At 72.7% G+C, this 12572-nt stretch carries 11 protein-coding genes; 2 read left to right on the top strand and 9 right to left on the bottom strand.

Translation table 11 applies throughout. The annotated features are described in order from the left end of the window. Positions 1–23: 23 nt before the first annotated feature. Together ACIBI9_RS01245 and ACIBI9_RS01240 are read left to right on the top strand one after the other, a co-directional pair. Positions 24–2435, top strand: a complete 2412-nt coding sequence (locus ACIBI9_RS01245; RefSeq protein ID WP_397219907.1) for a hydantoinase/oxoprolinase family protein — start codon at positions 24–26, stop codon at positions 2433–2435. Next, positions 2420–4081 carry a hydantoinase B/oxoprolinase family protein gene (locus tag ACIBI9_RS01240; protein ID WP_397219906.1) on the top strand — a complete coding sequence of 554 codons (1662 nt, stop codon included), beginning with the start codon at positions 2420–2422 and terminating at the stop codon, positions 4079–4081. Before ACIBI9_RS01245 ends, ACIBI9_RS01240 begins: the two co-directional genes overlap by 16 nt. Before the next feature lie 82 nt (positions 4082–4163). Here ACIBI9_RS01240 and ACIBI9_RS01235 read toward each other — a convergent pair whose 3' ends face one another. The 9 genes from ACIBI9_RS01235 to ACIBI9_RS01195 all read right to left on the bottom strand — a co-directional run bounded on the left by ACIBI9_RS01235 (position 4164) and on the right by ACIBI9_RS01195 (position 12512). Further along, on the bottom strand, positions 4164–4802 hold the full coding sequence (locus ACIBI9_RS01235) for an adenosylcobinamide amidohydrolase (protein WP_397219905.1): 639 nt from the start codon (positions 4800–4802) through the stop codon (positions 4164–4166). Next, the gene (locus ACIBI9_RS01230; RefSeq protein ID WP_397219904.1) at positions 4799–5572 is read right to left on the bottom strand and encodes an ABC transporter ATP-binding protein; all 774 of its coding nucleotides are present in this window, start codon (positions 5570–5572) and stop codon (positions 4799–4801) included. Before ACIBI9_RS01230 ends, ACIBI9_RS01235 begins: the two co-directional genes overlap by 4 nt. Then, complete coding sequence (locus ACIBI9_RS01225; protein ID WP_366324472.1) at positions 5569–6603, bottom strand: iron ABC transporter permease; 1035 nt, start codon at positions 6601–6603, stop codon at positions 5569–5571. The genes ACIBI9_RS01230 and ACIBI9_RS01225 overlap by 4 nt, the downstream gene beginning before the upstream one ends. 2 nt (positions 6604–6605) lie before the next feature. Then, positions 6606–7568, bottom strand: a complete 963-nt coding sequence (locus tag ACIBI9_RS01220) for an ABC transporter substrate-binding protein (protein WP_397219903.1) — start codon at positions 7566–7568, stop codon at positions 6606–6608. Between the two features lie 198 nt (positions 7569–7766). Then, complete coding sequence (locus tag ACIBI9_RS01215; RefSeq protein WP_397219902.1) at positions 7767–8642, bottom strand: Gfo/Idh/MocA family protein; 876 nt, start codon at positions 8640–8642, stop codon at positions 7767–7769. Positions 8643–8745: 103 nt separating this feature from the next. Further along, positions 8746–9585 (bottom strand): SDR family NAD(P)-dependent oxidoreductase, encoded by an 840-nt coding sequence (locus ACIBI9_RS01210; protein ID WP_397219901.1) that lies wholly within the window; start codon positions 9583–9585, stop codon positions 8746–8748. Next, a complete protein-coding gene (locus ACIBI9_RS01205; protein ID WP_397219900.1) occupies positions 9582–10784 on the bottom strand; it encodes a cytochrome P450 in 1203 nt (400 codons plus the stop codon). The genes ACIBI9_RS01210 and ACIBI9_RS01205 overlap by 4 nt, the downstream gene beginning before the upstream one ends. Further along, on the bottom strand, positions 10781–11737 hold the full coding sequence (locus tag ACIBI9_RS01200; protein WP_397219899.1) for a phosphotriesterase: 957 nt from the start codon (positions 11735–11737) through the stop codon (positions 10781–10783). Before ACIBI9_RS01200 ends, ACIBI9_RS01205 begins: the two co-directional genes overlap by 4 nt. Further along, complete coding sequence (locus ACIBI9_RS01195; protein WP_397219898.1) at positions 11730–12512, bottom strand: phytanoyl-CoA dioxygenase family protein; 783 nt, start codon at positions 12510–12512, stop codon at positions 11730–11732. Before ACIBI9_RS01195 ends, ACIBI9_RS01200 begins: the two co-directional genes overlap by 8 nt. Positions 12513–12572: the final 60 nt, after the last annotated feature.

Genomic DNA, 12572 nt, shown 5'->3' with positions numbered 1-12572 from the left:
GCTAGGGGGCATAACGTACCTGGGTGGGCTACACGATCGGCGTAGATGTCGGTGGCACCTTCACCGATGTGGTCCTTGGAGGCACGTCCGGCGCGATTGCCGTGGCCAAATGTTTGAGCACCCACTACGACCCCATCGCGGGCATCGTGGCCGGCGTTACGCGCGCGCTCGGCGACCGCGACCCCGCGCAGGTCAGACGGGTCGTCCACGCGACGACCCTGGCCACCAACGCGGTGCTCGAACGTAAAGGGGTCCGGGTCGCTTTTGTCACGACTCAGGGCTTTCGCGCCGCCGTCCCGCTCGGGCGCTACGCGCGGGTCGAGGAGGACCGCTACGATCTGCGCTTCTCGCCGCCGCCTCCGCCGGTGGCCGCCGGCGACTGCTTCGAGGTGGTGGAACGCGTCTCGGCGCGCGGCGCCGTGCTGACGCCGCTTGACCTCGATTCCGTACGCCGGGCCGCCGCGGCGATCACGGCCCGCGGCATCACGTCTGCGGCCGTCTGCCTGCTGCACTCGTACGCCGACCCGGCCCATGAGCGGCAGGTCGCCGAGATCCTGCGCGAATCGATCCCGGACGTGGTGACGTCGTCGGAGATCTGGCCGGAGATCCGCGAGTACGAGCGCGCCACCACCACCATCATGTCCGCATATATCGGCCCATTGATGGCTTCGTACCTTTCGCAGCTCCGGGAGCGGCTGGCCGAGATCGGGATCCGCGCGCCCGTCCACGTCATGGAGTCGAGCGGCGGCGTGATCTCCGCCGAGCTGGCCGCCCGGCGCGCGGTGGCCACGATCGAGTCGGGCCCGGCGGCGGGGGTGCTGGCGGCGGCCGGGACCGGGTTCCCGAACGTGATCTCGTTCGACATGGGCGGGACCACCGCCAAGGCGTGCGTCGTGCGCGGCGGGGCACCCGAGATCACGAACGAGTTCCACGTCGGCGGCAAGGGCAGCTTCGGCGGCCGGCGGGCGGGCACCGGCGTGCCCATCAAGACCCCGGCCATCGACCTGGCGGAGGTGGGGGCGGGCGGGGGCAGCGTCGCCTGGCTCGACGCCGCCGGCGCGCTCCGCGTCGGCCCGCACTCGGCGGGCTCCTCCCCCGGGCCCGCCTGTTACGGTCTGGGCGGCTCCGAGCCCACGGTCACGGACGCGAACCTGGTCCTCGGCTACCTCTCCTCGGCCTCGCTCCCCCTGACGCCGGACCTGGCCGCCAAGGCCCTCGACCGGCTGGCCTCGCCGCTCGGGGTCTCCCGGGAGGAGGCCGCGTACGCCGTGCACGAGATCGTGAGCGCCTCGATGGCGTCGGCGGTGCACGTGGTGACGGTGCAGCGCGGCATCGACCCGCGCGGCTTCGCCCTGGTCGCCTTCGGCGGCGCCGGTCCCATGCACGCGGCCCGGGTGGCGGAGCGCTTCGGGATCGGGACGGTGGTGGTGCCCGCGCACTGCGGCGTCGCCTCGGCGGCCGGACTCCTCACCGGCGCCCTGTCCACGGACCGCGTCCTGTCCCGCCTGGACGCCCCCGACCCCTCCGCCGTCTTCACCTCCCTGACCGCCGAGGCCGCCGCCGACCTGGGCGTCTCCCCTTCGGACCCCGGGGTGCTGGTGTCACGCTCGGTGGACGTCCGCTTCAAGGGCCAGTCCCACGACCTGACCGTCGAGTGGACACCTTCCCGCGAGGTGCTGGCGTCCCGCTTCTTCACGCGGTACGAGGAGGTGTACGGGATCGCGCAGCGGGGCGACATCGAACTGGTCAGCTACCGCATCCGCCTCACCGCCCCCACTCCACCGCCCCCCGACGCCACCGCACCTCCCGCCGCACACACCGCCGACACCACCGCACCTCCCGCCGCACACACCGCCGACACCACCGCGCCGCCCGCCGCACCTCCCGCCGACGCCGCCGCGCCGCCGCCTGACGCACGCCCCGCCGCGCCCGTCGCCGACGACGCCCCTGCCGTGCGTGCCCTCGCCCCCACCTCCAGCCCGCAGGCCAACACGCCCTCCCTCAGCCCGCACCCCTTCGGCGCCGATGCGGCGAGCGTGGGTACGGCGGAGCCCGGCGCAACGGGCACGGCGCCCAGCGCGGCGACACCGAGCGGGGCGGCCGGTGGCGCGACAGCCGGGAGCAAGGCGACCGAGAGCGAGCCGCTCAGAGACGAGGCGGCAGCGACCGACCCCGGGACGCCAGGGAGCGAGGTGCCCGGGGACGAGGGGGCGGCGGCCGTGCCCCGGGCGAGGCGGGCGTACTTCCCCGAGACGGGCGGGTATGTCGACGTCCCCGTCCACACCAGGGACACCATGGCCGGCGGCCCGCTCCACGGCCCCGCGATCATCGAGGACGCCGAGTCCACCATCGTCGTCCCGCCCGGCTGGAGCGCCACCCTCGCCGGGACCCGCGCCGTCCACCTCACCAGGAGCACCACATGCCCGACCTCCTGACCGCCGAGGTGCTCAGGAACGCGTTGGTCGTAGCGGCGGAAGAGGCCAGCATCGTGGTGGTCCGCTCCGCGTACTCGACGTTCATCGTGGAGGGCTCCGACGCCTCGGCCGCCGTCCTCGACGCCCGGGGCCGCCTGATCGCCCAGTCCATGGCCACCACCCTCATGAACAGCATGGCCCTCAAGGTGGCGCTCCCCGAGCTCCTCAAGGACATCCCCCCGGACCGGATGAGCCCGGGCGACGTGTACGTGCTCAACGACGCCTACCGGGGCGGCGTGCACACCAACGACCTGCTCGTCTACCGCCCGGTCTTCGTCGGCCGGACCCCGGCGTACTTCACCGCCACCATGATCCACGTCTCCGACCTGGGCGGCCTCTCGGCGGGCGGCATGGCCCCGCTGGCGACGGACATCTTCCTTGAGGGCCTCCAGCTACCCCCGGTGCGCCTGGCCACCGAAGAGGGCCTGGATCCGGCGGTGGAGGCCATCCTGCGGGCCAACAGCCGTACCCCCGACAAGGTCATGGGCGACGTACGGGCCCTGGTGGCCGGGACGGCGGTGGCCGCCGCCCGGCTGGAGACCCTGATCGGCGAGTACGGCGCGGAGGGCCTGGGCGCGGGCGTCGACGACTACCTGGACTACACCGAGGCCAGGACCCGCGCGGCGCTGGCCGAGCTGCCGGCGGGCCGGTTAGAGGCGGCGTACCCGATCGACGATGACGGCATAAATCCGGAAAAATCGCATGAAATCCGGGTCGCCGTCACCCTCGGCCACGAACGAGCCGTGCTGGACTTCGCGGGCACCGGCCCGCAGGTCCCGGCCGCGATCAACGCCTCGGCCTCGCAATCGCTCGCCGCCGCCGTCTTCGCCGTCCGCTGCTTCCTGGACCCCACCATCCCCATGAACGACGGCTGCCTGCGGGCCATCGACGTACGCCTCCCCGAGGGCTCCCTGCTCAACGCCCGCTCCCCCTATCCGTGCGGCGGCCGGTACGTCCCGATCTACGCCGCCATGGAGGCCGTCTTCCAGGCCATGTCCGACGCCGTCCCCGAGCGCGCCATCGCCCCCAGCGGGATCCTGCAACCGTTCTCGATCGCCGCCGTCGGGGCGCCGTACTGGATCCACCTCTCCTACGACTTCGGCGGCGTGGGCGCCCGCCGGGGCCTGGACGGCCCGGACGCCACGGGCGTGCACTTCGGCATCGGCCGCAACTCGGTGCCGCAGGCGGAGCCGGTGGAGAGCCGCTGCCCGCTGATCGTCGAGTCCGTCGAGACCATCCCGGACTCCGGCGGCCCCGGCCGGTTCCGGGGCGGGCTTGGCTCGCGCACGGTCTACCGTTTCCTGGCCGACTGCCACGTCACGACCCGCGGCGACCGCCTCCGCCTCCCACCCCCGGGCCGTGACGGCGGGCTGCCGGGGCGGCTCGGCGGCTTCTTCAAGCGCCACCTGGACGGGACGGTGGAACGGCTGGCGTCCAAGGTCAACAATGTACGGTTCGCGGCTGGGGAGGCGTTCATCGTGGAGACGACGGGCGGCGCCGGCCTCGGCCCACCGGCCGAACGCGACCCTGAGGCGATCCTGGCCGACCTGGAGGCGGGCCGCGTCACGCCACGAGGGGCGACCGAGGATTACGGTTTCATGGCTTAGTCAGCGGGATCGAGGCTCAAGGGAAGGGCGACGACAGGGTGACACCGGCCCCCTAGGCGGTCGGCCCACGCGCGCACGTCCGTCACTTGAAGTCACGAGGCCGCCACGATTCGGCGCCCTGACGGACGGCGGCGTGGACGGCGCGGGCCGCCCGGGCGCCCCACTCCGAGCGGGGCCCGCCGAACAGCTCCGCGGGCCCGTCCGCCGGCACGGCCACGCAGACCGCGTCCGACGCCGTGCCCGTGCACGGGAAGCCCGCCTCGATCAGCGCCTGGGACTTCGCCTCCGTAACCGTCATCACCGCGTTGACCAGGGCCGCGTCCGTCATGGCCACCGGCAGCACGGTCACGATGTTGACGGTCCCCACCCGCATCGGCGCCAGCTCCGGGTCCGCGCTCCCTTCAGGGGCGGCGGCCCAGGTCGGGACGCGGAGGCCGACGGTCGCGTACGCCTCCACGCCGCCGTCCGAGGCCTGGACGCAGCGGTCGACGGAGGCTGCGGTCAGCATGCCGACGCCGTCCCCCTCCGGGCCTAACGACAGCAGGTGATCGACCGGGTCCATCCGTGAGTACCCGGCCACCACCTGCGCGTTCAGCACCCACTCGCGTAAGCCGATCCCGCCGCCCAGCAGCGCGGAGGAGATCATCCGCCAGCCCGGCCCGAACTCCCACAGCAGCGCCCCCAGCCGTGCCCCGTCCTCCACGCGATACGTGAGCTTCATGGCCCTCCCCTGACGAGGTGCACGACGGGCCGGCCGTCCGGCCCCGGCTCGATCTTGACATGGGCGTCGAAGTGCCGTCCCACCAACGGCTCGGTGAGCACCTGGGCGGGCCGGCCGGAGGCGACCGCGCGCCCGCCGGCCAGCAGGAGCAGGGAGTCGGCGTAGAGCCCGGCGACGGTCAGGTCGTGCAGGGTGGTGACGACGGTCAGGCCGTCCGCCCGCCGCAGCCGGTCCACCAGCTCCAGCACCTGCTGCTGGTGCCCGAGGTCGAGGGCCGTCGTGGGCTCGTCCAGCAGCAGTACGGGCGCCCCCTGGGCGAGCGCCCTGGCCAGCACCACGCGCTGGCGTTCGCCGCCGGACAGCTCCCCCGCGCGCCGCATGGCGAGGGCGGTCAGGTCGAGCCGTTCGAGCACGCCGGCGGTGACCTCCCGGTCGTGCGCGCTCTCCCGGCCCAGGTAGGGGATGTACGGGGTGCGCCCGAGCAGCGCGTAGTCGAAGACCGTCATGTCGGGAGGCAGCGCGGGGGTCTGGGGGGCGTAGGCCAGCAGGCGGGCGCGTTCGCGGGGCTTGAGCCGGGCCGCAGGCCGGGAGTCCAGCGTGACCTCGCCCCGGTGCGCGACGAGGCCCATGACGGCCTTGAGCAGGGTGGACTTGCCCGCCCCGTTCGGCCCGATGATCGCCAGCCACTCGCCGCCTCGCACCTGGAGCGAGACGTCGGACACGACCTCGCGGTCGCCGAGCCGTACCGACAGCGCGTGGGTGCTGATCATGTGGCCGTCCGCCTGGTCATGCGCAGGACCCCGACGAAGAACGGCGCCCCCACGAACATGGTCACCACCCCGATCGGCAGCTCCGCGGGCGCGATCACCGTACGCGCGATGAGGTCGGCCAGCACCAGGAACGCCCCGCCGCCGATCAGCGAGAGCGGCAGCACGATCCGGTACGAGCCGCCCGCCAGCCGCCGCACGATGTGCGGGATGACGATGCCCACGAACCCGATCAGCCCGCTCACCGCCACGGCCGCCGCGGTGGCCAGGGAGGCGGCCAGCAGCACGGTGAGGCGCACCCTGGCAGCCCGAACGCCGAGGCTGGTGGCCTCCTCGTCGCCCACGGACAGCACGTCCAGCATCCGCCCGTGCAGCAGGAGCAGCACGGCCGAGACGGCGGCGTACGGCAGCACCAGCCAGAACTGGTCCCATCCGCCGCCGACGTCGCCGAGGATCCAGGAGTAGACGCGCTGCAGCTCCTCGACCTTGAACTGCTGGACGAACGTCTGGATCGCGGTCAGGAACGAGGTGACCGCGACCCCGGCCAGCACCAGCGTCGCGGTGCCGCCGGAGCGCCCCGCGGTGTTGCCGAGCGTGTACGCGAGGAACACCCCGCCCACGGCCCCGAGGAAGGCCGCGACGGGGATGCTCGCGCCCGACTCCGGCAGCAGCACGATGGCCACGGTCGTCGCCAGGCCGGCCCCGGCCGCGGCGCCCAGCAGGTACGGGTCGGCGAGCGGGTTGCGGAACACGCCCTGGTACCCCGCCCCCGCCATGGCCAGCAGCCCCCCGACCACCGCGGCCACCAGCACCCGCGGCAGCCGCAGCTCGAACAGCAGCCCCTGCTCGACCGGTGCGAGCCCGGAGTCCACGTGCACGAACGGCAGCCAGTCCACGGCCTGGAGCACCACCTGCCAGGGCGAGATGTCGGCCGCCCCGTCCAGCAGCCCGGCGATCATGCAGACGGCCAGCACGCCCAGGGCGCACGCGATCCAGAGTGGTCTGGCCCTGGACGGGCCGGCCTGCGCCGCCATGGTCAGCTCTTGGCCCCGGCCTTGGCGACCGCGGCTCCGATGGACTCGGCGAGCTGGACGACGCGCGGCCCCCAGCGGGAGGCCAGGTCGTCGTCGAGCTGGATCACCTGGTCGTTCTTGATGGCCGACAGGCCCTTCCAGCCCGGCCGCTTGGCCAGGGTGTCCTTGCTCTGCTGGCAGCACTTGACGTCGCCGAGGAAGATCATGTCGGGGTCGGCCTGGGCCACGAACTCGGCCGACAGCTTGGGATAGCCGCCCGCCTGGTCGGGCGCCTTGTCCGCGATGTTGGTGAGGCCGAACAGGCTGTAGACCTGGCCGATGAACGTCTGGGACGTCGCCGCGTACGGCGTCTGGTCGAGCTCGTGGTAGTACGTGAGCTTCTTGTCCTTGGGCGCCTCGGCGGCCAGTTTGTCCATGGCCGTCTTCATGCCGGAGACGACCTCGTCGGCCTTGGCCTTGTTGCCGGTGGCCGCGCCGATCTCGGCGATCTCCTCGTACGCCTCGTCGAGCTTGGTGGCGGCGGGTTCGAGCAGGACGGGCACGTTCACCTTGCCCAGCTCGGCGACGATCTGGTCGATGTCGTTGGAGACGATGACCAGGTCGGGCTTCTGGGCGACGATGGCCTCGACGTTCGGCTTGAAGCCGGACAGGTCGGTCTTGGGGGCCTCGGCCGGGTAGTTCGACTGGTCGTCCACGGCGACGACCTGGGGGCCCGCGCCGATGGCGAAGAGCGTCTCGGTGTGGGTGGCCGAGAGGGAGACGATCCGCTCGGGCTTCTTGGCGAGGGTGACCTTGCCGTTGCCCGCCTCGACGGTGACGGGGAAGCCCGCTGCGGAGGCGGGGGCGGGGGCGGAGGAAGCGCCGGGGGCTGCGGACGGGGTGGCTGTGGTGCCGGTCTGGCCGCATCCGGCCAGGATCAGCGTTCCCAGCAGCGCGCCCGCGAGGGCCGTACGTCGGGGCCTCACGAGTAGTCCTTTCACTGTCGGAACCGAGAGACCCGCGTTTGAGCGACGGATCACCCTTTTCCACGAGGGTTGATGACGTCAGCGCAGAGGCAGGCGACCTGGCTATGACAGTTGCGGGACAGCGCCGGACTCGCACCGGACTTCGCTGCGACCCTGCGCATCGGACAAACGCTATCAATCCTCCGGATGCCCGCGCCGTCAAGGGGTCAGTTGGGACTCCGCCTCGGCGATGATCTCCTGGAGCCTGAGCCCGTGGGCGGCGTCGAGGGGGTGACGGCCGCCGTTCCGCACGGTCTCGGCGAACTCCGCCACGAGCGTGACCAGGGGGTCGTCGTCGTACCGCTCCAGCACGGCGCTGCCGGCCCGCCCGTACACGGCGAACGTGGCGGGCGGCGGGTCGCCGACGGCGGCCATGCACAGGGACGCCTCGCTGACCGCGCCGCCCTCGTGCTCCAGCAGCAGCCCGGTCCAGCGGAGCGGGTCGCCGTGCGCGCGCACGGCGGTCACCCGGCCCAGGGCGGCGTCGAGCAGGTCGATCACGTGCGGCCCGACGTCGAGCAGGGCGCCCTTCTCCAGCCGCCACGGCGTGCCGTAGGGGTGGTCGCCGAGGAGGACGCCGGAGATGTTCGCGGCGTGGCCTCCGAACGGCTGGATCTCGCGGCACCGGGCCAGGAAGTCGCGGGTCCGGGCGGCGTACCGCAGGGAGAGCACCATCTGGGAGGCGACGCCCGCCTCCGCGACGGCCTCGGCCAGGCGCCGCGCGCCGTCCAGCGTGTCGGCGAGTGGCTTCTCCAGCAGCAGGGCCTTGCCCGCGCGGGCGGCGCGGACGCCGAGCTCGGCCTGTACGGCGGGCGGCACGCAGAACGCCACGGCCTCGCAGGCGTCGAACAGCTCCTCGACGCGCTCGAACACCGGCGCTCCGAGCCGGGCGGCGGCCTCGGGACGGCGGGCCCACACCCCGGCCAGCCGCGTGTGCGGCCCCCTGGACAGCATCGGCGCGTGCGCCCTCTCGGCCCACGGGCCCGCTCCGACCAGCCCGACCGCCACCGGCTCCATGAGACCTCCCCTGCTCACCGCACGTATGGGGAGGATCTTCCCATACCGCAGCACAACGGCCGGTTGGCTCGATGGGCGGGTGCCCCGCGCGGCGCCCGCCCATCGGCGTCAGTGGGCCCAATCAGTGAGCCCGATCAGTGGGCGCGTCGTTCAGGTCGCGCCAGCGCTGGACGGCGTGCTGCGGGCGGTGGGCCAGGGTGCCGGAGTCGATGGTCAGGGTCTGGCCGGTGATGCAGCGGGCCTCGTCGGAGGCGAGGAAGCACACCAGGTTCGCGACGTCGTCCGGGGTGCACGGCCACGGCAGCAGCCGTTCGGCGGCCTTGTCGGCGAGCTGCTCCTGGCTCAAAGCCCGCTGGGCGGTCTGGGTGAGGACGAGGGCGGGGGCGACGGCGTTGCAGCGGACGCCGCGGGAGCCGTACATCGTGGCCACGAACCGGGTGAAGCCGATCAGGGCCGCCTTCGAGGCCCCGTATGCGGCGTGGACCTCGTCGCCGACCAGGGCGGACACCGACGACATGAGGACGATGGCGCCGCCGTCCGGCATGGCGGGCACCGTGTGCTTGACCATCAGCATGGCGCCGCGCAGGTTGACCTCCATCGTGCGGTCCCAGACTTCGACGTCGAGCGAGTCCAGATCCCGGTCGCGGCCGTAGACGCCGGCGTCGAGCGCGGCGGCGTTGGAGTGCAGGACGTCCACCCGGCCGAACGACGTCACCAGGGCCGCGACCGCCTCCTCCACCTGCTTCTCGTCGGAGACGTCGCAGGTCAGGGCCATGGCCGTGCCGCCGTGGGCGCGGATGGCGGCCGCGGTGGACTTCGCCCCGGCCGCGCGGAGGTCCAGGACGCCGACGCAGGCGCCCTCGGCGGCCAGGCGCGCCGCGCAGGCCGCGCCGATGCCCGAGCCCGCGCCCGTCACCATCGCGACCCGGCCGTCGAACCGGCCTGAGGGGCGGCCGCTCACCACTCCACCGCCAGGGACGTCAGGCCGCGGCCGACGATCGACCTGCGGTGGGCGACCGGCGCGCCGGGGACGAGCCGCAGGCCGGGCAGGCGGCGGCCGAGCACGTCGAGCGCGGTGCGCAGCTGGAGGCGGCCGAGCGCGGCGCCGACGCAGAAGTGGATGCCGTAGCCGAAGACCATGTGCTCGGCGGCGTTGGCCCGGTCGATCAGGAAGCGCTCCGGCTCGGGGAAGACGCTCTCGTCGTGGGCGGCGGAGTCGGTGGAGAGCAGGACGAGGGCGCCCGCCGGGATCGTCACGCCGTGCAGGGGGATGTCGGTCACGGCGTAGCGGAACGAGCCCAGCGACGCGCCGTCGATGCGCATGCACTCCTCGGCGGCGTTCGCGACCAGCTCGGGCGGCACCGGCCAGGCGCCCTCCCGCAGCAGGCGCAGGACGGTGTTGCCGAGCTGGTTGGGGACGGTGTCGTTGCCGCCGAGCAGGATCGTGGAGATCAGCTCGACGACCTCGCGGTGGGTCAGCTCCACGCCGATCAGGGAGGTCATCAGGGACGTGAAGTCGTCCTGCGGGTCCTTGGCCCGGGAGGCGACCAGGCGGTCCACGTAGTCGAGGTAGGTCAGGAAGCTGTCGGCGAGTTCGAGCTGGCGCTGCGGGGGCTGCGGCGACAGGAAGAGCTGGAACCAGTCCTTGACGTGCGCCTGCACGAACGCCTCGTCGGCCTCGGGCACGCCGATGAAGCGGGCGGTCAGCTTGATCGACGGCTCGTGGCCGATCTCGCTGACGAAGTCGGCGCTCTTGCGCGGCTCCAGGCGGTCGAGCAGGTCCTCGTTGAGCCGCCGGAACTCCTGCTCCATGGCCGCCACGGCACGCGGCGTGAACGCCTTCGACACCGACCGGCGCAGGCGGGTGTGGTCGGGCGGGTCCACGTTCGCCACGAAGCTGGACAGGAACGAGCCATGCTCGCCCAGCTTCTCCCTGGTCTCGCGGGTCAGGCTGCGGGAGATCGTGAGCGAGCCCTTGGAGGAGAAGCGCCGCGGGTCGCCGTAGGCCGCGCGCACGTCGGGATAGCGGGTCAGGACGTACGCGCCGAGGTGCTCGCTGCGGAAGACCGGCCGCTCCTCGCGCAGCCGGCGGAGGAAGTCGTACGGGGCGGCGACGTGCCAGTCCGCGCTGACGTCGAAGTCCTCAATGTCATCGGTCATGCGAAGATCCTCCGCGGGTTGTCGACGAGCATCTGGTGGACCTGGTCGTCCGTGACGCCCCTCTTGCGGAGCTCGGGCACGACGTCGCGGGGGACGTGGAGAAGGTGGTAGTTGGGGTGGCGCCGCCGTACGACGTCGGCGTCGAAGCGGTCGTTGAAGCAGTACGAGTCGTGACTTAAGACCATTTTTCCGGCGTGTCCGCGCTCGCACATCTTCGCCACTATCTCCACGCGGTCCTCGAACGGGCTGATCGTCTCGATGCCGAAGCGGTCCATGCCGAGGTAGGAGCCGTTGGCGATCAGCTCTTCCAGGTAGGCCACGTCGGTGGAGTCGCCCGCGTGCCCGATGACCACCTTGCCCAGGTCCACGCCCAGCTCGCCCAGGAGGCGCTGCTGTTCGAGGCCGCCCCTGGAGGCGCTGTGGGAGTGCGTGGTGATCGGCGTGCCGGTCTCCAGGTGCGCCTGCGCGACCGCCCTGAACACCCGCTCGCAGCCCTTGGTCATCCCCAGGTGGTCGGAGGCGCACTTGAGCATGGCCGCCTTCACGCCGGTCCGGCCGATCCCCTCGACGATGTCCCGCACGAAGAACTCGGCCAGCCGGTCCGGCCCCCCGAACAGCGATCCCGGGCCCCGGTTGCCGAAGTACGGCGGCAGCGCGTCGTAGGTGTAGAGACCGGTGGCGGCCACGATGTTCACGCTGGTCAGCTCGGCCACGCGCTGGACGGCGGGGACGTACCTGCCGAGTCCCAGCACGGTCAGGTCCACGATCGTGTCGATGCCTTCGGCCTTGAGCGCGTCGAGCTTGCCCGCCGCCTCGCGCGCCCGCGTCTCGAGGTCCCATCCCTCGGGGATGTCCGGCCAGTTCCACAGGATCTCGGGGCTCAGCCCGAAGACGTGCTCGTGCATGAGCGTCGCCCCCAGCTCCACCACCGGCCCCCGTACGGTCTCAGGCATCCGGGCCTCCGAGGCTCACGCACGGGAACCTCTCGTGCTCGAACGGCCGGTTGACCTCGAGCCCGAGCCCGTCGGTCTGCCGGTAGGGCAGGCCGGTGTAGAGGGCGTCGGCGTCGAAGTACGTCACGGTGAACGACAGGCGCGGGCTGTCGCGGCGGTTCGCGGGCGCGCCGTGCACGGTCAGGGCGTGGTGCACGGTGGCGTCCCCCGCCTCGAGGTCGAGCGGCGGCGACAGCTCCAGCTCCTTGAGCCACGGGTGCTGGGTGAGCTGGTCGTCCCCCGGCCGGGTGAAGCTGCGGCCGAGCAGGCCGTACCGGTGCGAGCGGTCGTAGAAGCGCAGCGACCCCATGTCGGCGGGCACGTCGGCGAGGGCCAGCCAGACGGTCAGCATGGCCGAGCGGTCCATCGGCATCCAGGGGAAGTCCTGGTGGAACTCGGTCGCCCCGTGCTCCCCCGCCTCCTTGACCAGGAGGTTGGTGACCTGCACGCGCACGGCCCGGACGCCGCGCAGCAGCCGTACGGCGTTGCGGCCCATCTCGGGGCTCGACGTCAGCGCGCCGAACATCTCGTCGCTCGCCGCGATGTCCCTCGACTGCCCGAACGCCTCGTCGACCAGCGACTCGTGGCTCCTGGACCGGCCGTTCAGGAAGCCGGTGGCGCGCTCGCGCAGGGCCGCGGCGGTGCCCGGGTCGATCAGCCGGCCGAGCCGCACCCAGCCGTGCTCGCCGAAGAACGCCGCCTCGTCGTCCGTCACCTGGCGCACCGGGATCTCCATGCCCACAGTCTGGCACCTAAGCAAGCGCTTGGTAAACCCGCGATTTGAGTATCCCTTACT

The sequence above is a fragment of the Nonomuraea sp. NPDC050451 genome (genome assembly GCF_044458585.1).
Note: the sequence above shows the minus strand (reverse complement) of the source record. Positions and strands in the feature narration are given on the sequence as shown.

What these genes read in the sequence shown, in the direction of transcription:
- ACIBI9_RS01240 (WP_397219906.1), top strand. Translation starts at nt 2,420, where the DNA reads ATGCCCGACCTCCTGACCGCCGAGGTGCTCAGGAACGCGTTGGTCGTA.
- ACIBI9_RS01235 (WP_397219905.1), bottom strand. Translation starts at nt 4,802, where the DNA reads ATGAAGCTCACGTATCGCGTGGAGGACGGGGCACGGCTGGGGGCGCTG.
- ACIBI9_RS01230 (WP_397219904.1), bottom strand. Translation starts at nt 5,572, where the DNA reads ATGATCAGCACCCACGCGCTGTCGGTACGGCTCGGCGACCGCGAGGTC.
- ACIBI9_RS01225 (WP_366324472.1), bottom strand. Translation starts at nt 6,603, where the DNA reads ATGGCGGCGCAGGCCGGCCCGTCCAGGGCCAGACCACTCTGGATCGCG.
- ACIBI9_RS01205 (WP_397219900.1), bottom strand. Translation starts at nt 10,784, where the DNA reads ATGACCGATGACATTGAGGACTTCGACGTCAGCGCGGACTGGCACGTC.
- ACIBI9_RS01200 (WP_397219899.1), bottom strand. Translation starts at nt 11,737, where the DNA reads ATGCCTGAGACCGTACGGGGGCCGGTGGTGGAGCTGGGGGCGACGCTC.
- ACIBI9_RS01195 (WP_397219898.1), bottom strand. Translation starts at nt 12,512, where the DNA reads ATGGAGATCCCGGTGCGCCAGGTGACGGACGACGAGGCGGCGTTCTTC.